The organism is Cognatundibacterium rivi, from assembly GCF_018139565.1.
Lineage (GTDB): Bacteria > Pseudomonadota > Gammaproteobacteria > Burkholderiales > Burkholderiaceae_D > Undibacterium > Undibacterium rivi.
On record NZ_JAGSPK010000002.1, the window covers coordinates 789476 to 811095 of the forward strand.

17 protein-coding genes are annotated in these 21620 nt (G+C 48.2%); 3 read left to right on the forward strand and 14 right to left on the reverse strand.

Going from position 1 to position 21620, the window contains the following annotated elements; all coding sequences use genetic code 11:
* Positions 1-7: 7 nt before the first annotated feature.
* The 11 genes from KDM87_RS08055 to aroC all read right to left on the reverse strand — a co-directional run bounded on the left by KDM87_RS08055 (position 8) and on the right by aroC (position 13347).
* Entirely contained in the window at positions 8-403 is a 396-nt protein-coding gene (locus tag KDM87_RS08055) for a DUF4845 domain-containing protein (RefSeq protein WP_212678565.1), read from the reverse strand.
* A gap of 29 nt (positions 404-432) precedes the next feature.
* A complete protein-coding gene (gene lepB, locus KDM87_RS08060; protein ID WP_212678566.1) occupies positions 433-1344 on the reverse strand; it encodes a signal peptidase I in 912 nt (303 codons plus the stop codon).
* Entirely contained in the window at positions 1341-3134 is a 1794-nt protein-coding gene (gene lepA, locus KDM87_RS08065; protein ID WP_212678567.1) for a translation elongation factor 4, read from the reverse strand. Before lepA ends, lepB begins: the two co-directional genes overlap by 4 nt.
* 166 nt (positions 3135-3300) lie before the next feature.
* The gene (truA, locus tag KDM87_RS08070) at positions 3301-4116 is read right to left on the reverse strand and encodes a tRNA pseudouridine(38-40) synthase TruA (protein WP_212678568.1); all 816 of its coding nucleotides are present in this window, start codon (positions 4114-4116) and stop codon (positions 3301-3303) included.
* Between the two features lie 70 nt (positions 4117-4186).
* A complete protein-coding gene (locus KDM87_RS08075; RefSeq protein WP_329604910.1) occupies positions 4187-6952 on the reverse strand; it encodes a motility hub landmark protein FimV in 2766 nt (921 codons plus the stop codon).
* 313 nt (positions 6953-7265) lie between these two features.
* Positions 7266-8393 carry an aspartate-semialdehyde dehydrogenase gene (gene asd, locus KDM87_RS08080; protein ID WP_212678570.1) on the reverse strand — a complete coding sequence of 376 codons (1128 nt, stop codon included), beginning with the start codon at positions 8391-8393 and terminating at the stop codon, positions 7266-7268.
* A gap of 152 nt (positions 8394-8545) precedes the next feature.
* The gene (gene leuB / locus KDM87_RS08085) at positions 8546-9619 is read right to left on the reverse strand and encodes a 3-isopropylmalate dehydrogenase (protein WP_212678571.1); all 1074 of its coding nucleotides are present in this window, start codon (positions 9617-9619) and stop codon (positions 8546-8548) included.
* 15 nt (positions 9620-9634) lie between these two features.
* Entirely contained in the window at positions 9635-10282 is a 648-nt protein-coding gene (leuD, locus tag KDM87_RS08090; protein WP_212678572.1) for a 3-isopropylmalate dehydratase small subunit, read from the reverse strand.
* 8 nt (positions 10283-10290) lie between these two features.
* Positions 10291-10422 (reverse strand): entericidin A/B family lipoprotein, encoded by a 132-nt coding sequence (locus tag KDM87_RS08095; protein WP_212678573.1) that lies wholly within the window; start codon positions 10420-10422, stop codon positions 10291-10293.
* Between the two features lie 21 nt (positions 10423-10443).
* Positions 10444-11847 carry a 3-isopropylmalate dehydratase large subunit gene (gene leuC, locus KDM87_RS08100; RefSeq protein WP_212678574.1) on the reverse strand — a complete coding sequence of 468 codons (1404 nt, stop codon included), beginning with the start codon at positions 11845-11847 and terminating at the stop codon, positions 10444-10446.
* 405 nt (positions 11848-12252) lie between these two features.
* Positions 12253-13347, reverse strand: coding sequence for a chorismate synthase (aroC, locus tag KDM87_RS08105; RefSeq protein ID WP_212678575.1), 1095 nt, complete (start codon positions 13345-13347; stop codon positions 12253-12255).
* Positions 13348-13612: 265 nt separating this feature from the next.
* Between aroC and KDM87_RS08110 the strand changes: the two genes are divergently transcribed.
* The 3 genes from KDM87_RS08110 (at position 13613) to KDM87_RS08120 (ending at position 18209) form a co-directional block, all read left to right on the forward strand.
* Positions 13613-15862, forward strand: a complete 2250-nt coding sequence (locus KDM87_RS08110) for a bifunctional diguanylate cyclase/phosphodiesterase (protein ID WP_230407632.1) — start codon at positions 13613-13615, stop codon at positions 15860-15862.
* A 224-nt stretch (positions 15863-16086) separates the two neighbouring features.
* Positions 16087-17445 carry a sensor histidine kinase gene (locus KDM87_RS08115; protein WP_212678576.1) on the forward strand — a complete coding sequence of 453 codons (1359 nt, stop codon included), beginning with the start codon at positions 16087-16089 and terminating at the stop codon, positions 17443-17445.
* Between the two features lie 8 nt (positions 17446-17453).
* Positions 17454-18209, forward strand: coding sequence for a LytR/AlgR family response regulator transcription factor (locus KDM87_RS08120; protein ID WP_212678710.1), 756 nt, complete (start codon positions 17454-17456; stop codon positions 18207-18209).
* Positions 18210-18291: 82 nt separating this feature from the next.
* Here KDM87_RS08120 and KDM87_RS08125 read toward each other — a convergent pair whose 3' ends face one another.
* From KDM87_RS08125 to KDM87_RS08135, 3 genes are all read right to left on the reverse strand, one after another.
* Positions 18292-19302 (reverse strand): inorganic phosphate transporter, encoded by a 1011-nt coding sequence (locus tag KDM87_RS08125; protein WP_186883676.1) that lies wholly within the window; start codon positions 19300-19302, stop codon positions 18292-18294.
* Positions 19303-19415: 113 nt separating this feature from the next.
* Complete coding sequence (locus KDM87_RS08130) at positions 19416-20042, reverse strand: DUF47 domain-containing protein (protein ID WP_212678577.1); 627 nt, start codon at positions 20040-20042, stop codon at positions 19416-19418.
* 123 nt (positions 20043-20165) lie between these two features.
* The gene (locus KDM87_RS08135) at positions 20166-21554 is read right to left on the reverse strand and encodes a replicative DNA helicase (protein WP_370589963.1); all 1389 of its coding nucleotides are present in this window, start codon (positions 21552-21554) and stop codon (positions 20166-20168) included.
* Between the last annotated feature and the right edge of the window lie 66 nt (positions 21555-21620).

The following is a 21620-nucleotide window of genomic DNA, read 5'->3' on the forward strand; positions in this document are numbered from 1 at the left end:
GTTCTGCTTATTCTGGCTTTTTAGCGGAGACGCCATTTTTTGCCGTTGTACCTTCATATTCCAGCAACAATGTTGCTGGACCAAACAAAGGGATTTTTTTCTGATAGGAGAAACTCACTTCTATATTCCCATTATCCCGGGTAATTACCAGATCCTTACCTGTGATTGAAGTAATGTAACCAACATCTGCTTGTTTATCAAAAACATTTTGGATCTCATTAACAGTCGTTCCACCTGTTTTAGCAACACTGATCGCTTTCTTTATCGATGTGTACTCAATCACGGTTGGCACTACTTTCATTGCCAGCATCGCAATCAATACAATCACGCCCAAAGATAAAATGAGCCCGATCAAAGAAATACCATGCTGCGACTTTAAAGAAAAACGTTGAGCTGTTTGCATAATTTCTCTTTCTTTATTATTCAGTTATTTTAATTAAAACTACCGATGCGCTTGATATTTCCCAAATTCATCCAGATGAAAAATGCCTTACCAACGATATTTTGATCAGGAACGAAACCCCAGTACCTGCTATCGAGACTATTGTCGCGATTGTCGCCCATCATGAAATAATGCCCTTCGGGAACCACGCAGGAAAACCCTTCAGTATCATATGTGCAATTTTCTCTTTTGGGAAAATTGAAAGGATCCCGGACAAACGCAGGTGCTTGCTCATCGTTCAAAATCCGGTGTGATACGCCAGTAAGATTTTCTGTATATTGTTTTGAATAATTCAAATGCTCTTCATCGAGGAAATCTGGCATCGCCTGATAAGAGAGAGTTTTACCATTAATCAAAAGCCGCTTATTTCTATAGGTAACTTTATCTCCCGGTACACCAACCACACGTTTAATATAGTCGACCGTCGGATCCACGGGGTATTTAAAGACCATCACATCGCCACGCTGTGGGTTGCTTACCTCAACAACTTTTTTATTAATGATAGGTAAGCGAATACCATATTCAAACTTATTTACCAAAATCAAGTCGCCGACAAATAAGGTTGGCAGCATAGAACTCGATGGAATTTTGAATGGTTCGTAAAGAAAAGAGCGGAGAAAAAAAACCAGTGCGATCACAGGAAAGAAACTTCCCGAGTATTCGATCCATACAGGTTGGCGTAATATGCTTGCCTCTATTTCAGCACGTTTCCCTTGCTCAACGCGGATGCCATCTGCTTCCAGCTTTGCTGTTCTCGCATCAAACTCAGCCAGCGCTTTATCTGCGGCAAGACGCCTTTGCTTGGATAAAAAAAACACATCAAGGAACCAGACTATTCCAGTGCCCACCGTCAACACAAACAGAATCAGGGCAAAATTCCCTAAAATTGACTGAAAACTCATTTTTCATCCACTTGTAAAATTGCCAAAAATGCTTCTTGAGGAATTTCTACAGAACCGACCTGTTTCATTCGTTTTTTACCCGCTTTTTGCTTTTCAAGCAATTTTCGTTTACGACTGATATCTCCACCGTAGCACTTCGCCAACACATTTTTGCGCAGTGCTTTTACATTCTCACGGGAAATAATATTAGAACCGATCGCAGCCTGAATCGCCACATCAAACATTTGCCTTGGAATCAGTTCGCGCATTTTAGCGGCCACAGCACGACCCCGGAAGTGACTGTTTGATCGATGAACGATAATCGCCAAAGCATCTACTTTTTCGCTGTTAATCAGCATATCCACTTTAACAACATCAGCAGCACGGTTTTCTTTGAATTCATAATCCATGGACGCGTATCCCCGCGACGTCGATTTCAAACGATCAAAAAAATCCAGTACGATTTCTGCCATCGGCATTTCGTATGTCAATTTAACCTGACGACCGTGATAGCTCATATCCAGTTGAACACCACGCTTTTGCGTACACAAGGTGATGACCGCACCGACATACTCCTGCGGCATATACAAATTGACAGTGACGATCGGTTCCCGAATTTCCCCGATCTTAGACGGGTCTGGCATTTTGGATGGATTATCAACCATTTGGATTGAGCCATCCGCCATCACCACTTCATAGACGACGGTTGGCGCTGTCGTGATGAGATCCATGTCAAATTCGCGTTCGAGACGCTCCTGAACGATCTCCATATGCAGCAAGCCCAGGAAACCACAACGGAAACCAAACCCGAGCGCCTGCGATACTTCTGGCTCATACATCAGGGCCGCATCATTGAGCTTTAATTTTTCCAGTGAATCACGTAAAGCATCGTACTGATTTGCCTCAACAGGAAACAGTCCGGCAAAAACTTGCGGCTGAACTTCCTTAAAGCCTGGCAACGGCTCGGTTGCCGGTTTATTCGCAATCGTAATTGTATCGCCGACCTTTGCTGCTTTCAGCTCTTTAATCCCTGCGATAACAAAGCCCACCTGCCCCGCCGACAATTGGTCCCGCGACAATGACTTCGGCGTAAAGACACCAACGCTTTCCACCAAGTGCTGCGCTTCCGTCGCCATAAACAGAATTTTGTCTTTTGGTCGCAAGGTACCATTCACAATTCGTACCAGCATGACAACGCCAACGTAATTATCAAACCAGGAATCGACGATCAACGCTTGCAATGGCGCAGCAGGATCACCTTTTGGCGGCGGAACTTTGGAGATCAGAGACTCGAGCACATCGACAACGCCCAGCCCTGTCTTAGCTGAACAATGAACTGCATCAGAAGCGTCAATACCAATGACTTCCTCGATTTCAGCACAAGCATTGTCTGGATCGGCAGATGGCAAGTCAATTTTATTCAACACAGGAACAACTTCGACACCCAACTCAATCGCGGTATAACAGTTTGCAACGGTTTGCGCTTCAACACCTTGAGATGCGTCCACCACCAGCAACGCACCTTCGCAAGCAGACAATGAACGACTGACTTCATAGCTAAAGTCAACGTGTCCAGGGGTATCAATTAAGTTCAGGTTATAGATCTGGCCGTCACGGGACTTATAGTGCAACGCTGCAGTCTGCGCCTTAATTGTAATTCCGCGCTCGCGCTCAATATCCATAGAATCAAGGACTTGCGCTTCCATTTCGCGATCTGACAAGCCACCACAAATTTGAATAATCCGATCCGCAAGCGTGGACTTACCGTGATCGATATGGGCGATAATAGAGAAATTCCGGATATTGTTCATTGAAATTACTAATATTTACTGAGGTGAGGCAAAGGGCTAAAAAAAAGCGCTCCAGTCTGGGCAACAGTCCCCAGGCGAGCGCCTTCAGTTCTGGTTTTGCAAACCGCCATTTTACCGGATTTCAAGATGGGTAACTGAGAATTCACATAAAGCGCACGACTAAATACTATAAAAGAGATAAGAAACCGGGAAGATCTGAACTCTCCTGCTGAGGCAATCCCCACCTCTCTTCATAATCAATTTTTGCCAGATATAAACCATCCGGCATAAACGTAGGTGCAGCGATGCTTCGATCTTTGCTTGCAAGGACATCTGCAATCCAGGACGGTTCACGCTTACCAGTTCCAACAAAAATGAGAGAACCAACGATATTACGCACCATATGATGCAAAAAAGCACTTGCTTTCAAAGTAAAAACAATCAACTCACCTTGCTGCCTGATCCTGATGTCATACATTTGCTTGACCGGAGTCTTCGCCTGACAACCAGACGCACGAAAAGCAGAAAAGTCATGTTCTCCAAGCAAATACACAACCGCCTCGCGCATTCTCGTAACATCGAGTGGGCGAAACACCCATCCGGCTCGACCAAACCACATGGGAGACCGTATTTTACTATTACTTAATACATAGTGATAGGTTCTGGCTCTGGCACTGAATCTGGCGTGAAAATTATCTTGAGAGTCCTCATCCAAAACCAACTCTTTCGCCCACTGTATCGCTATGGTTTCCGGCAAGAAAGCATTCACGCCATTGACCCAGGAATAAGGCGCGCGCTCAAGGTTAGTATCAAAGTGCACAATCTGCTCAAGGCCATGCACTCCCGCGTCAGTTCGCCCGGCACAGACGGTATCAACCGTTACCCCGCAAAATTGAAACAACGCCCCTTCTAAGACATCCTGTATGGTCTCACCAGACGGTTGCGTCTGCCAACCATGCCAACTACTTCCGTCGTACTGCACTCCCAACACAAGACGTTTCACAACAAATCACCATTCAAAATAAAAACGGGCGCAAGCAATCGCTGCGCCCGCAAAAAAACTCAAGAGAAGATTATGCCATTTGAGCCAACATCGCGCTTGCACGCTCTTTCTGAGATGCAGTCCCACCTTTCAAGACCTCATCAAGTAGTTCTCTAGCACCATCCTTATCTCCAATCTCATGATAGGCAACCGCCAAATCAAGCTTGGTAGACATTTCAGCATTTTCCTCAATCTGCTCCTCAACAACAGCGGGCGCCGATTCAACCTCAGCAGATTTATGCGCATCGTCTGACGGCAAATCAAGATCGATTCCCGACAAATCAAACTCAAATGCAGACCCAAGGTCCTGCTCACTAGCCTCAGAAGACTCAGCAACAACCTCCACAACTGGTGCTACATGCTCATCTGCGACTGGCGCATCAAGTAAGCTATGCTCAATCGGAGCAGCTTCAATCGCAGGCACATCAAAGTCCAGCGAAGCAAAGTCAAGATCTGCAACTGCATCACTGGTAATCTCTTGATCCGCTGCAGACTCAGCTACCGCAGCGACTTCTTCCACGACAGGCTTATTGTCGCCAAAATCAAAATCAATACTACCAAAGTCCACGTCAGGCACTTGCTCATCAGCAGCGGCTGCAGACGCAACTGGTTGAGCCTCGGGAATCTGAGGCACATCAGCCTCACTCAAGCCCAGATCAAAATCAAGACTAGCTGCATGATCAGCGTCAATGTCCGAGACAACCTCTTTCCCAGCCTCTGGCGCTGCAGCCTGCCCGTGCGATGCCGTGTCTATAATACTAATGGCGTCCAGCATATCTCTGGATAAGGAATTTGCCAGCAAAGCATCTGGATCAAGATCCTCTAAAGGTTGCGTTGTGGCCCCCAAACCACCTTGCACACTGGCTTCTGGTATAGCTTTACCGCCAGCATACAAAGGATTACTTGGTTCCAAAGCAATACCCATTGACGCTGCCTGCGCCCATTCCTCACCTTCGCCACCAGTCATGCCGTACAGCTCACTCGCCAGTCGTTCAAACAACTTAGTGTCTTTTCTGGAAGAATAAATCTCCAGTAGCTTAACCCTGACCGCATGACGTTCAGGCTGAGTTCGCAGTGCTTCTTTTAAGATTTCTTCTGCCTGAGAATCACGTCCGTAAGCAATGTAGACATCAGCCTCGGCAACAGGGTCAACCTCATTCGCATCCAACTGGCTGGCGGATGGAGCAAAATTTGAATTAAAGACACTATTATTTGTATCGACGCTCTGACCACCAGTCGAACCAAACATAGAGTTTGCCTTCATGCTGGAGCCGGTCAGAATACTATCTTCAAACTGTTGTGCTTTTTTCTTCTTATTGTTAAACCACAAACCAGCACCAGCAAGAAGTGCCAAAGCTACAGCGCCACCTGGAAGCAAGAAATCAGAAATACTTTCAAAGAAGCTAGGTTCTGGCGGAGGTGGCGGAGGCGCAACAGGTTTACGTTTAGCTGGCTTGTTCACCGCAGCTGGTGAGCTCGCGGAAGAAGCGTCAACTACCGACGCCGGAGCTGGGGCAACATCAGTGCGCCCAGGTGACGACACCGCATTTGATGCTACTTCCGTTTTCTCAGCCGCAGCAACAGTTGCACTTGCGGGCACGGATTTCTGCTCAGCTTTTGCCTTCGCATTTAACTCAAGCTCTTTTGCAGCAAGATCTTTGTTCTTTACATCAAGCAATCGCTGCAGATCGCTGACATTCTTTTCCAATTCTTTCAAGCGACCAGCAGCCTCTGCCGCAGCCTTATTTTTTGCCAGCTTATCCTCTTCAGACAAACCTTTGCCTTCATTGGTTTTGGTCGCAGCATTTGCTGATTTTGACAGTTTTAACTTATCAGCAGACTCGCTGGTAGCAGTGGGAGTCTCTTTAACCTTTGCCGTGATTGTTCCGCTTGCCGTTTGCTTTGCGACCTGTCCTTTTTCTGCAGGAGCACGATCAACATGATCCGCAAGTTTATTGCGATACGCATTGAAGTCAGCAGCGTGAGCCAATACGACAGAATGCGCGCCAGAGGCATTTCCGGCACTCGCCTGTATGGCATCACTATCTGGTATCGATAAAATCTGACCAGCTTTCAGGCGATTCATATTCTGACCAACGAACGCCTGCGGATTTGCCTTGTACAAACTCACCAACATCTGATCCAGAGACACACCTTCAGAGCGATAGGCTGCAGCGACCTTCATCAGGGTATCGCCTTTTTTTACCGCATAATCACCCGCCTTGGTTTGCGCTTGAGCTGGAGCGCCACCCTCTTTTGCCTGCACAGATGATTTCGGATTCACCGCAGCGGTCATCTGCGCCGGAGCACGGGTTGCGACTTCAGAAGTCGTTCCAACCTGTCGCTTATTTGCCACAACCGTCGGATTTGCCAACTGAGGGGACTGACTGTTTCTCAATTCTGCAGGATCAAGCAGGAATGTGTACTCACGAAGCAACTTCCCGTTTGAGGAATTCATTTCCAGCAACATATCAACAAACGGCTCATTCATCGCTTGCGACGACGTCACCTTGATCACATAGCCCGAGCCACGCTGCTCCACGGCAAAACGCAACGACAGAAGTGCCGCATTAAAATCGATATTTGCCTGACGAAACGCTTCAGCGGAAGCCAATTTAGGCACCAGCGAGCCAATTTCGTCCTTACTAGGCGAGGTAAGTTCAATTTCTGCGCGGAGTGGTTGCCCCAGAGAAGACAACACTGTCAGACGCCCCATACCTGTCGCATTTGCCTGCGACATTAACAGCAAGCTCGAAGTTACCGCAATGCTCAAGACTTTGCGTCCCAGGGAAGTCACAGATGTTCTTTTTTGTTTATGCATTTTGTCAGACATATTGGGAATTTGGCGAACAAAGTCCGCTGGGATAGGCTTAATAAATTGCCGGGCTAAGCGTCATATTATTTCACGATAACATTACCAACTTAGCGGTGCAAGCTTAACCCGATTTGCAAGCATGGTAAATACAAGAAGAAGAGAATGCGGGCACGATTTGTCAATATCGTTGCTGTCATTTAACAATGCAAGTAACTTAGGGGGGTATTTTGTAATTATTTGTAAGAAAAAAAGGGGAAGGCATTTACCCTCCCCTTTTTGCAACATCAGACCAATATCAGTCAATCAGAATACGCAGCATGCGGCGCAGAGGCTCAGCAGCACCCCACAACAGCTGGTCGCCGACCGTAAATGCACCCACATATTCTGGCCCCATTGCCAGCTTACGAATACGTCCGACAGGAATTGTCATTGTGCCTGTTACAGCAATCGGTGTCAGGTCACGAACACTGGCTTCGCGTGTATTTGGTACCACTTTCACCCATTCGTTATCGGCGGCGATCATGGCCTCAATGTCCGCAACCGGAACATCTTTTTTCAGCTTAAAAGTCAGCGCCTGACTATGGCAGCGCATTGCACCAATACGGATGCAGAAGCCATCCACCGGAACTGCAGCAGTGCCGAAACCTTCACCCTGACCAAGAATTTTATTCGTCTCAGCCATGCCCTTCCATTCTTCCTTAGACATACCATCACCGAGATCTTTGTCTATCCATGGAATCAGGGAACCGCCCAATGGCACACCGAAATTGGCAGTCTCAGCAGCAGACAGCGAACGTTGTTTTGCAATGACCTTGCGATCAATTTCCAGAATCGCGCTCGTAGGATCATCCAGCAAATCTCTTACTTCGGCATTCAGTGTCCCGTATTGTGTCAGTAATTCACGCATATGCTGAGCACCGCCACCAGACGCGGCCTGATACGTCTGCGTACTCATCCAGTCAACCAGACCCGCTTTATACAAAGCACCGACACCCATCAACATACAACTGACGGTACAGTTGCCGCCGATCCAGTTTTTCTGGCCTTTGGCTAGCGCATCTTTAATCACTGGCAAATTGACAGGATCCAGCACGATCACGGCATCATCGTTCATACGCAAGCTCGACGCAGCGTCAATCCAATGACCGTTCCAACCGGCGGCACGCAATTTCGGGAAAACTTCGTTCGTGTAATCACCGCCCTGGCAGGTAATAATAATTTCGCATTTTTTCAATGCATCAATATCATTTGCGTCTTTCAGCGTCTTCTCATTTTTTGCCATCGCAGGCGCTGTGCCGCCCGTATTCGATGTTGAAAAGAATACTGGTTCTATATGAGCAAAATCGCCTTCTTCCTGCATACGCTGCATCAGAACCGATCCCACCATCCCACGCCAACCTACCAAACCCACCAGTTTCATCATTTTTCCCTAAAAATTGCAGGACATCCCTGCATCAACAATAGGACTTACGCAAAATTGTCCCCGCAAGGCATGGCGACGAAGACAGTACGAATAGTACGACAAGGAGCCATAACACCGCTGGGGCGGTTTTGCGTAAGTCCTAAATAAAAACCTTAATTCGCCAACGCATTCACCACCGCGCGCCCCATCTCCGCCGTACCGACCTTGGTTGTACCCGCTTCGTAAATATCCGGTGTGCGCAAGCCTTGAGCCAGTACCTTCTTCACCGCATTTTCGATACGATCTGCCTGCTCTGCTTTATTCAGAGAGTAGCGCAGCATCATTGCTGCAGACAGAATAGTTGCCAGCGGATTTGCCACGCCTTTACCAGCGATATCTGGCGCAGAACCGTGCGAAGGCTCATACAAACCCTTGTTATTCGCATCCAGCGAAGCCGATGGCAGCATACCGATAGAACCGGTCAGCATCGCCGCAGCATCGGACAAAATATCGCCGAACATATTGCCGGTCACGATCACGTCGAACTTTTTAGGCGCACGTACTAATTGCATCGCTGCGTTATCGACATACATGTGATCTAACGCGACATCCGGATATTCTTTATGCACGTCGGTTACGATGTCTTTCCAGAACTGAAAAGTCTCAAGCACGTTCGCCTTGTCAACGCTAGTCAGACGCTTGTCACGCTTTTGCGCAGTCTGGAAAGCAACGTGCGCAATACGACGGATTTCAGTTTCAGCATAGCGCATGGTATCGAAACCCTCGCGCTCGCCTTTGAATGGACCGTCAGGACATTCACGCACGCCGCGCGGCTGACCGAAATAAATGTCGCCAGTCAATTCACGGATAATCAGAATATCCAGACCCGACACAACTTCCGGCTTCAGCGTCGATGCGCCCGCCAGCTCAGGATATAAAATCGCCGGGCGCAAATTAGCAAATAATTTCAGATTTTTACGCAAGCCCAGAATCGCTTGCTCAGGACGCAAAGCGCGTTCCAGCGTGTCGTATTTCCAATCACCGACAGAACCAAACAATACTGCGTCAGCTTCTTGTGCCAGCTTCAGGGTCGCATCCGGCAGCGGATGACCCGAGGCTTCATAACCAGCACCGCCAACTGGTGCGGTTTCCATTTCAAATGACTCACCCAGCGCATTCAGCACTTGTACTGCCTGTTCAACGATTTCAGGACCGATACCATCACCTGGCAAAATTGCTATCTTCATTTTCTCTGTTCTTTATTAAATCGTATTAGCCAGCCACGGTTGGGCGGCAATGTGACGCTCTTCAAACGCACGGATTTTGTCTGCCTGACGTAAGGTCAGACCAATATCATCCAAGCCATTCAACAGGCAATATTTACGGAACGCATCAATTTCAAACGGATAACTGACACTGCCGTTCGATGTCGTGACCATTTGTTTTTCAAGATCTATCACCAGACGAAAACCTGGAAAAGCTTTAACCTCGTTAAATAAATGATCGACTTGCGTCTCACTCAGAACGATAGGCAGCAGCCCATTTTTATAGCAGTTATTGAAGAAAATGTCGGCAAAACTCGGCGCGATAATCGCGCGGAAACCGTATTGCTCCAACGCCCACGGCGCATGTTCCCGCGACGAGCCGCAACCAAAATTTTTGCGTGCCAGCAAGATTGAAGCGCCTTGATAACGCGCCTGATTCAACACGAAATCCGGATTCAGCGGGCGGGTGCTGTTATCCATGCCCGGCTCGCCGTGATCCAGATAACGCCATTCGTCAAACAAGTTCGGACCGAAACCAGTACGTTGTATCGATTTCAGAAACTGCTTGGGGATGATGGCATCGGTATCCACATTCGCCCTGTCCATCGGCGCTACGACGCCATCGAGTAAAGTAAACTTTTCCATATAGCGACTTATTTTTTCCCCGCGCCCTCAACCACCTCACCGGCTTTTTTGACATCCTTACCGATGCCCTGCACGGTATTGCAAGCAGACAAAGTGAATACACAAGCCACACAAGACAAAATGACGAAGATTTTTTTCATGATAATTCCTTTTGAAAATATTTATGACAAGCGACGTACGTCAACAAAATGACCTTCAATTCCTGCAGCAGCAGCCATCGCCGGAGACACAAGATGAGTGCGCCCACCCTGCCCCTGACGTCCTTCAAAATTACGATTAGATGTGGATGCGCAACGTTCCCCCGGCTCCAGACGATCTGCGTTCATGGCCAGACACATAGAGCAACCCGGCTCACGCCATTCAAAACCGGCGTCACGGAAAATTTTATCCAAGCCCTCGCGCTCCGCCTGCTCTTTCACCAGACCAGAGCCCGGCACCACCAGCGCCAGTTTTACGTTTGAGGCGCGGAATTTGCCACGCACAACAGCGGCGGCAGCACGCAAATCCTCGATCCGTGAATTAGTACACGAACCGATAAAAACCTTGTCAATACGAATGTCAGCAATGGCCGTATTTGGTTTCAATTCCATGTAGGCCAGCGCTTTTTCAATCGCGTCACGCTTGACTGCATCTCTTTCCTGATCCGGATCAGGAACGCGGCTATCAATCGCCACCACCATTTCCGGTGACGTACCCCAAGTGACCTGCGGTTTGATTTCTGCCGCATTCAAGGTCACCACCAGATCAAACTTGGCACCAGCATCTGAATGCAGGGTTTTCCAGTATTCAACGGCACGATCCCAGTGCGGGCCAACCGGTGAGAATGGACGACCTTTCACATAATCTATCGTCGTCTGATCGACAGCCACCATACCGGCGCGGGCACCAGCCTCAATCGCCATATTGCAGATGGTCATCCGCCCTTCCATCGATAAGCTGCGTATTGTCGAGCCGGCAAATTCAATGGCGTAGCCAGTACCGCCAGCGGTGCCGATTTTGCCGATAATCGCCAGCACGACATCTTTTGCAGTCACACCAGCAGATAATGCGCCGTCTACCTGTACCAACATGGCTTTGGATTTTTTCGCAATCAGGGTTTGCGTTGCGAGTACATGTTCCACCTCAGAGGTGCCGATACCGTGCGCCAAGCAGGCAAATGCGCCATGCGTCGATGTATGTGAATCTCCACACACAACCGTCATACCTGGCAAGGTTGCACCTTGTTCAGGGCCGATAACGTGGACGATGCCCTGACGCTTATCCGCCATGCTGAAATACGTCAGATCATATTGTTTCGCGTTCTTATCCAGCGTTTCGACCTGCAAACGAGACGTAGGGTCATCAATGCCATTGATACGGTTCGTGGTTGGCACATTGTGATCGGCGACCACCAGATTTGCTGCATTACGCCAAGGCTGGCGTCCGGCAATCTTTAAACCTTCAAACGCCTGCGGGCTCGTGACTTCGTGTAGCAAATGACGGTCGATATACAGAATGGCTGTGCCGTCGTCTTCGGAGTGAACTACATGAGATTCCCACAATTTGTCGTAAAGCGTTTTGAGCATAATCTGAAGCCTGAAGAAGTCGTGATGAATTTGAACCGCGAAACCGCATTGGGTCTGTTTTTTGCATTTGATTATGCCACAATTGTGCTATGCAAAACCACGCTGAAAGCCAAAAATGGGATTCCAAATCAGTAGAAAAGTCTGAAATTTAAAAAAATTACCGAATTTTCATCTGCATGAAAAGGAATTTTCACAGAATAACCAATATTTATTCCGTCACAAATAAAACGGTAAGGGAATGGAAATGGGAGAGACAGTACTCGTGGAAAGTCAAAATATACTCCCCCCAGTATATTCAGAGACCCAGTCTTTATGCCGAGATAAAGGCAAAAAGACCGGATACTCCCAAAAAAATACTAAATGAGCGGTAACTTTGAGGGCAGGCTGAGGAAGTACCTGCCTGTTTTAGCGTGCAAAAAAGTCCGGACTGACGACATCGCCACATTGCGCCCGGTGACGCAGTGCATGATCCATCAGGACCAATGCCAGCATCGCTTCTGCAATCGGCGTTGCACGGATGCCGACACAAGGATCATGCCGGCCAAAAGTTTCCACCATCACAGGTTTGCCGTCTTTATCAATCGACTGGCGCGGGGTACGAATTGATGAGGTCGGCTTAATCGCAATTGACACCGTAATATCCTGCCCGGTAGAAATACCACCCAGAATTCCACCCGCATTATTGCCAACAAAACCTTGCGGTGTGATTTCATCGCCATGCACAGAGCCACGCTGCGCAACCGATAGAAAACCGGCGCCGATTTCCACGCCTTTGACCGCATTGATGCCCATCATGGCAAAGGCAATATCGGCATCGAGTTTGTCGTAAATCGGCTCCCCCAGCCCCACCGGCACATTGGTCGCCACCACGTCGATTTTCGCCCCAATGGAGTCGCCGTCTTTCCGCAAGTCATCCATGTAATTTTCCAATTGCGTAATCAAGGCGGCATCGGCAGTCGGCGCGAAAAAAGGATTTTCCGCCGCGAACTCCCAGGCCTGAAACGGAATCGCAATCTCGCCCAGCTGGCTCATACCACCTTTAAATTCCGTACCGAATTTTTGCTTCAGCCACTTTTTCGCAATCGCTGCCGCACCAACCACCGGCGCGGTCAGACGTGCCGACGAACGCCCACCACCGCGCGGATCACGAATGCCATATTTGCTCCAGTAGGTAAAATCGGCGTGACCAGGGCGAAAGGTTTCAGTGATATTGCCGTAATCTTTACTGCGTTGATCCTGATTGCGAATCAGCAATGCAATCGGCGTTCCAGTGGTTTTACCCTGATAGACACCGGACAGTATCTCTACCGTGTCTGGCTCCTGGCGCTGAGTAACGTGGCGGGATGTTCCGGGTTTACGACGATCCAGTTCAGGCTGAATATCGGCCTCAGACAAATCCATACCGGGCGGGCATCCGTCAATCACACAACCGATCGCAGGACCATGAGATTCACCAAACGTAGTAACAGTAAACAGCGTTCCAAAAGTGTTGCCAGACATAATATTTTGCGAGAGAAGTTAAAAACAGAATTTAAATCATTCTAACAGCTTAATGCGGGCTTGCCGCCCGTGTACGCACCACATCCGTACTCGCTTTGCGCTGAAAAGCAGGCATTTGATGTTTTCCACACCAATAATGCTTTTTTATTGATAAAGAAAAGGCCGGAGGCTTGGCTTAGGTGATTTTTAATGTCATAGTTCGAGCAGAAGACAAAATCACGCAATCTGAGTATAAAGATATGCAACGCATGGAGCCGCATTTCCGATGATTTCACCGACTCACCCTGCCGAAGATAACCTGATTTTCCTTGATGAACACGATCAGGAGCCATCCCCGGCAGAACCTAAAGCGCGCTCCAGCTGGAGGATCATGATCATCGACGATGATCCTGACGTCCATTCGGCAACGACGTTCGCGCTTGGCAGCCTCGAAATACAGCACAGGCCGTTGAGCTTTCTCCATGCCTATTCAGCCTCGGAAGCGCGGGCCATACTGGAAACAGAATCCGATATCGCCATCATTTTGCTCGACGTTGTGATGGAGCAGGAAGATGCCGGCTTACAACTCGTTAATTACATCCGCAAATCACTGAGGCTGAGCGATGTCCGTATTATTCTGAGAACCGGGCAACCTGGCTATGCTCCCGAGATTGATGCGATCCGGGATTACGACATCAACGATTACAAAACCAAGTCCGAACTGACCCGCACCAAGCTTTATACCGCAGTAACATCTGCGATACGTTCATACGAACAAATCTGCGACATCAACGCCAGCCGGCACGGACTTGAGAATGTCATCAATGCCAGCACTGAATTAATGGCGCTGCATGGATTGTCACATTTTGCCGAGGGTGTACTCACACAGATCAATCATTTGCTCGGCATCAGTGCAGAGGGTTTTATCTGCGCCCGGCAAAACCCGCTCGTTAAAGACGAGCGCCCCGATGATCTGCATATCGTCGCCGCCACAAAAGCTTTTTCTGACCTGCTGGAACAACCGATTTCGGCCATCAGACAAACAAAAGCGATCGACATCATCACAAAATCGCTCGCGGAAGGGCAAAGCATATACGGTAGCGATGCCACCGTACTCCGTTTCAATAATCCGGCCAGAAAAGACTTTACGCTGTATCTTGAAAACGGCTTGCGTCTGAATGACATGGATAAGCGCCTGCTGGAGGTGTTTTGCAGTAATGTTTCCGTAGGACTGGACAATGTGGTACTGACGTCGCGCCTGCACAATTACGCCTTCTACGATGTGCTGACAGGCCTGTCAAATCGCTTAAAGTTACTCCAGACACTCAATGAAATCATTGCCTCCCCGCTCAAGAATCACAGCACGCTGTCGCTGATCGATATTGATCATTTTGCCGAAACCAACGATGCGCTGGGCCATCATTTCGGCGACCTGCTGCTGTATTCCGTCGCGCAGCGCCTGAGCAATCATTTTGGCTGCGAATGTAAGTTAGCCAGAGTCGGCAGTGACACTTTCGCTCTGGTCGGAGATCAGAAACTGGTTTGCCCGGAGAATATTCTGGCGCTGTTTACCAAACCGTTTGACGTTGATAATCAGGAAGTACAACTTTCTGCCACAATCGGCCTGATTAAACTCGACGAATACGACGGCGACGGCTCTGAAGCATTAAAAGACACCAACATCGCACTGAAACGTGCAAAGACGCATCAGCGTGGCGGTTACGAATATTTCACCAGAAGTATGGGGGTTGAAATTCGTGAACGCGTACTTTTAATGCATGCTTTGCGCGCCGCATTTGAGCATCAACGCTTATTTGTCGTCTATCAGCCGCAGATCGACATACGAAGTGGCAAAATTCTTGGTGCCGAAGCTTTATTACGCTGGAGAACGGATGATGGCAAGTTTATCCCTCCCGATCAATTTATCCCGATCGCAGAATATTCTGGCCTGATTGTCGATATCGGCGAATGGGTGCTGCGCAGCGCCTGCCATGAATTAGTGTACCTGCGCGGCCTTGGCTACACCGACTTCCAGATGGCAGTCAACGTTTCTCAGGTACAGTTCTCGCACCCGCTGTTCTTGCAAACACTCAACAAGGCGCTTGAAGACACCAAAGCACCGCCACAATTCGTCGAACTTGAAATCACCGAATCGATGGCGATGAAAGATCCTGAATTACTGATTAAAACGCTGCGTCAGATTAAGCAACTTGGCGTCAGTATTTCAATTGATGATTTCGGCACAGGATTCTCTTCATTAAGTCACTTGCAAAAACTCGATATCGATAAACTTAAAATCGACAGAGCCTTTGTCAATGACATTCAGGAAAACGCAAGCGAAGGCAGCATCGCAAAAATGATCGTTCAGCTCGGTCAGAATCTGGGTCTGGCTGTCATTGCTGAAGGCGTGGAAAATCAGATGCAGGCGGATACCTTACTGTCTTACGGCTGCAATCTGGCACAGGGCTATTTTTACGCAAAGCCGCTGACGCGCGCCGATCTTCACGCATGGCTGGAAAACAGACCATCGCACTGAGTATTCTGGCGCCAAACTCACTTAGAAAAAAACCAGGAAAGACGACACACCACACAGTCGTGTCGTCTTTTTTTCATTCTGCCCCCTGTTTCTGACGGACTATCGCATACCGATGGCGTGTTGGCGTCATTTTTGTCAAAGTCTGACCATCAACAAGAAAACGCCTCTGCATTGAAATACATGTTGGGCGCAACGGCACAGAGCAACAGACAGGGAGATCATCCATGAATCCAACAACGACACAAACCATTAAAGACCTGATCAGCGAATTCAGTAACTGGCTGAGTAAGCGTTTCGATCAGACGGCGGCATGGGTAACCAAATTATCCTGGTGGAAGTTTTTACTGTTCGCCGCTATCACCATGCTCGCAGGGGCAATACTGCAAGACATGTTGTTTACGTCGGAAGAAAGTGTTGTCGTCACAAAAAACGTTCCCTCAAAAAAAGCAAACAAGAAATCCCAGGTCATTGACAACGATACCAGCATAGAAATCGACGACACCGGGATCCGCATCCGCAAGGCCAATTCGAATGGTAAAGGTAAGCAAATCGAAATCGATGAGAATGGCATCCGTACAAAAAGTGATATCGATTTAACCTCAGGTGCCAACACATTACCGACGCCTGAGGCGCCTAGTGTTCCTGCCACCCCGGCTACTCCTGCAACACCCGCAGCACCAGCAACGCAGGCAACACCTGCTGCAACTGAGAAATCAAGCCCGACGACAGAAGACATACACATAAAACTTCCGCCCGAAGTCGCCAAAGAAATCAGCGAAGATATCAATAATGCGGTGGCAGATGCGGCCGATGAAGAAGTGCGCAGCTACAAAAAAACATCGTCGAAGTGGTTTGTTAACTTTGTTCTGCTTCTGGTATTCGGACTTTTCGGCATGAAAATACTGATGGGCGGCAAAGTCAGAGCGGAAGAAAAAGCGGAAGAGGCAGGCCTCGCAGCGGAAAGAGAATCTTTACTGCGTCAGGTCAGCGAGGCAAAGATGCAAATGATGCAGGCACAGGTAGAGCCACATTTTCTGTTCAACACACTGGCATCTGTCGAGCACTTGATTGAAACCGATCCACCTCGCGCAGCAGCAATGCAACGCAGTCTGATCAGCTATCTGCGCGCCGTCTTACCACAGATGCGCGAGAACGCATCCACAACGAATCTGGGACGCGAAGCTGACATGATCAAAGCTTATCTCGATCTGCTGAAAATGCGGATGGAGGAAAGGCTCAACGTCGACTTTGTAATGCCTGAAGGCTTACGCAGCGCGTCTTTCCCTCCTATGATGCTGCAATCACTGGTAGAAAATGCGATTAAACATGGTCTCGAATGCAAAGCCGAAGGTGGCACAATTAAATTCAGAGTCGAGGTTGCTCACAATAAGTTGCGAGTTTCCGTCACCGATGATGGCCTGGGATTTGGTGCAATGCCAAGCAACGGAACAGGACTTGGTCTGCAAAATATACGTGAACGCCTGAAACTGATTTACAAAGAAAAAGGACAAATGATCATTACACCGAATCAACCCAGCGGCGTTTGCGTTACCATAGAAATTCCTTACGAATTAGCCAATTAATAATCATGATGCCAACCGCAATCCTTGCAGATGATGAACGACTGATGCGCGAGCAGCTAAGGTCACGCCTTGAACAAGTGTGGCCAGAACTGCAAATTCTGGACGAAGCAAAAAATGGAGAGGAAGCGATACAACTGGTTGAAAAACACCAGCCTGATCTGATTTTTCTCGACATACGAATGCCAATTAAAACAGGGCTTGAGGCAGCAAAAGAGATCGGCAATAAAGCGCACATCGTATTCATTACTGCCTACGATCAGTACGCGATTCAAGCCTTCGATCATGGCGCTGTAGACTATGTATTGAAGCCAGCGGATGTGGAGCGACTCAGCAAAACCGTAGAACGCCTGAAATCACGCTTAAAAGCGCATGATCAGCCCGCAGACATGAGCAATCTGTTGTCGCAACTGGCGAAACAGATGGGCATGTCCAAACCCAACTATCTGCAATGGATACAAGCATCCATCGGGCAAGAGTTGCGCTTAATTCCGGTGGAAGAAATACTCTTTTTTCAGTCAGACGAAAAATACACCCGGGTACAGACGGCGAATTACGAAGCACTGATCCGAAAACCCGTGCGTGATTTATCGGAAGAACTGGATCCGGCTTTATTCTGGCAAATCCACCGTTCGACACTGGTCAATGCAAAAGCAATTTCCGGCGTCGTCAGAGACTTGCGCGGCCGCCATCTGGTACAAGTCAAGGGGCTGACAGAAAAACTGGAAGTCAGCAGAAGCTTCGTTCACTTATTTAAACAGATGTAAAAACTCTGCTCAGATTCACCGCATCAACAAAAAAGCGCCAGCTTAACTGGCGCTTTTTTCTATCGCTGAATACCGATGTCAGTTATAAGATTTTAGTTCCTACCCACCACGCAATCGAAGCGACAAAAGCCGACGCTGGAATAGTTAATACCCACGCCCATACGATGTTGCCAGCAACGCCCCAGCGAACTGCAGACATTTTTTGCGCGGAACCAACCCCGACAATCGCCCCCGTAATGGTGTGCGTCGTCGAAACAGGAATGCCCAGTGCAGTAGCAATAAACAAGGTAATCGCACCGCCAGTCTCTGCGCAAAAACCGCCAACTGGCTTGAGCTTAGTAATTTTTTGTCCCATCGTTTTCACAATACGCCAGCCACCAAACAAGGTACCAAGACCGATCGCGGTATAACAGGACAAAATAACCCACCATGGCGGCATCGCATCATGGGTACTTGAATACCCGCCGGCAATCAGCAACATCCAGATGATGCCCATAGTTTTCTGCGCATCGTTACCACCATGCCCAAGGCTATACATCGAAGCGGAGATCAGTTGCAAACGGCGGAACCATTTATCGACTTTCATCGGCGTTGAACGAACAAACAGCCAAGACACCAGCAACATCATCAGAGAGCCAAGAATGAATCCGAGTAACGGCGAAACAATGATAAAAGCGATCGTTTTAATCAATCCGGCCGACACCAGTGCAGTCGTACCCGACTTCGCTACTGCGGCTCCAACCAAGCCACCGATCAGCGCATGCGATGAGGAGGACGGAATACCAAAATACCAGGTCACCAGATTCCAAAATACTGCACCAACCAGCGCACCAAAAATAACATAGTGATCAATTGCCCACGGTTGTATCGTTCCTTTGCCAATCGTAGCCGCCACCGTCAACGGAAACACTGTCACCGCCAGAACATTGAAAAACGCGGCCATCGCCACTGCCTGCTGAGGTTTTAATACCCCGGTAGAGACAACGGTCGCAATCGCATTGGCAGCGTCATGAAAGCCGTTCATAAAATCAAATAGCAATGCCAGCACAACCAAAGCTGCGACGACATAAATGCTGATTTGTAAAGTCTGCATGAAATTTACTCTGCTTTATACAGCTCCCGATACGACGGGAGCCAGGTTATTCATTTGAGAGAGCGAAGTAGACAGACACGACTCAAAATACAGAGCCGGGTCAATATCTGCTGTTAAGCGTTTTCGACGATGATGCCTTCGATAATATTCGCGACATCTTCACAACGATCGGTCACAGTTTCCAAAATTTCGTAAATTGCTTTCAATTTGATCAGATTACGGACATCCGGCTCATCTCGGAACAACTTCGACATCGCAGCACGCATCACATGATCAGCATCAGATTCCAGACGATCGATCTCTTCACAAATCGTCAGAATCTCACGCGAATTATTCATGTTATGTAACAAAGCAACGGCCGCTTTAACCTTCTCGGCACAGGCCAGGCACAGCTCAGCCAGTCGCTTTGCTTCGGGTGTGATTTCACGGATGTCGTAGAGAGAAATGGTCTGCGCAGCATCTTCCTGCAAATCAAGGATGTCATCCATACGCGTAATCAGCTTATGAATATCATCGCGGTCAAGTGGCGTAATAAAGGTTTTATGCAGCAACTCGATGGTATTGTGAGTCACTGTATCTGCTTGCTTTTCCACGCTCTCAATCGCATGCACCCTGCTTTCAAGATCATCAAAATTGGTCATCAAGGCAAGCATTTCCTTTGATCCTTTAACACACAGGTCTGCATGCTGATTAAATAATTCAAAGAATTTGCCTTCCGTAGGCATCAGGCGTCCAAACATTTTTTTCTCACTGAAATTTGAAACAAATTGGAATATTTTTGTCAGGGCACAAGCAGATTGCACCTGACAAACTGAACAAAGACATTTAGTGAAACGTACTCACTGGGTAAAAATTATTCTGCATTACTCGTTATCGCCATACACCGACAACGATCCAACGTAATTATCAAACTTGGTATATTCGCCAAGGAAAGTCAGTCGCACGCTGCCAATTGGACCGTTACGCTGCTTACCGATAATAATTTCGGCAGTGCCTTTATCGGGAGAGTCAGGGTTGTAAACCTGATCCCGATAAATAAACATAATCACGTCGGCATCTTGCTCAATCGCTCCCGACTCACGCAAATCTGACATCACAGGCCGCTTGTTAGGGCGCTGCTCAAGCGAACGATTTAACTGAGAAAGTGCAATGACCGGGCAATTTAACTCTTTTGCGAGACCTTTCAGATTTCGCGAAATCTCTGAAATTTCGGTTGCCCTGTTTTCACCCGCGGAATTCGCCGACATCAACTGCAGGTAATCGACGATAATCAAACCGAGCTTGCCACACTGTCGAGCCAAACGTCGCGACCGCGCACGCAATTCGATAGAACTCAACGCCGGAGTTTCATCGATATATAACTGCGCATCATTCATTTTTTGAATCGCATGCGTCAAACGAGGCCAGTCTTCGTCACTCAACTTACCCACGCGCAAACGACTCTGATCGAGTCGCCCAACAGAACCAAGCATACGCATCGCTAACTGTGCGCCGCCCATCTCCATTGAAAACACCGCCACCGGCAAGCCACTGTCAATTGCGACGTTCTCACCGATATTGAGTGAAAACGCCGTTTTACCCATAGAAGGACGACCAGCCACAATAATCAGATCGCCCGGCTGCAAACCAGAAGTCATTTTATCCAGATCAACGAATCCAGTTGGAACACCGGTAATATCGTTCTGGTTATCGCGGTTGTATAACTCATCGATACGTTCTACAACCTGCGTCAATAAAGGTTGAATCGCCTGAAAACCCTGCGCTCCTCGTGCCCCCTCTTCGGCAATGGCGAAGATTTTAGACTCAGCCTCGTCCAGCATTTGCTTGACTTCCTTGCCCTGAGGATTGAAAGCACTACCAGCAATTTCATCTGAAACTGTGATCAGTTTGCGCAACACACCACGATCACGGACAATTTCTGCGTAGCGGCGAATATTTGCAGCCGAAGGCGTGTTTTGAGCCAGCGCATTCAGATACGTCAAACCGCCTGCATCTTCGGCCTTGCCCATGCCATTCAGTGCCTCATAGACAGTGATGACGTCTGCTGGCCTTGAGGAATTAATCAACTTTACAATACACTGAAAAATAATTCTGTGATCGTAACGATAAAAATCTTCCTCACCGATAAAATCGGCAATACGATCCCACGCGGCGTTATCGAGTAAGAGGCCGCCAAGGACAGATTGCTCAGCCTCAATGGAATGGGGGGGGACGCGAATCGCATCAAGTTGTGGATCAGTAGCGGCTTTCATGGCGCGCATTATACCTGCTAAATCAAATTACAAATAACGACTGAAGGCGACAAAGTACGGTGTGTA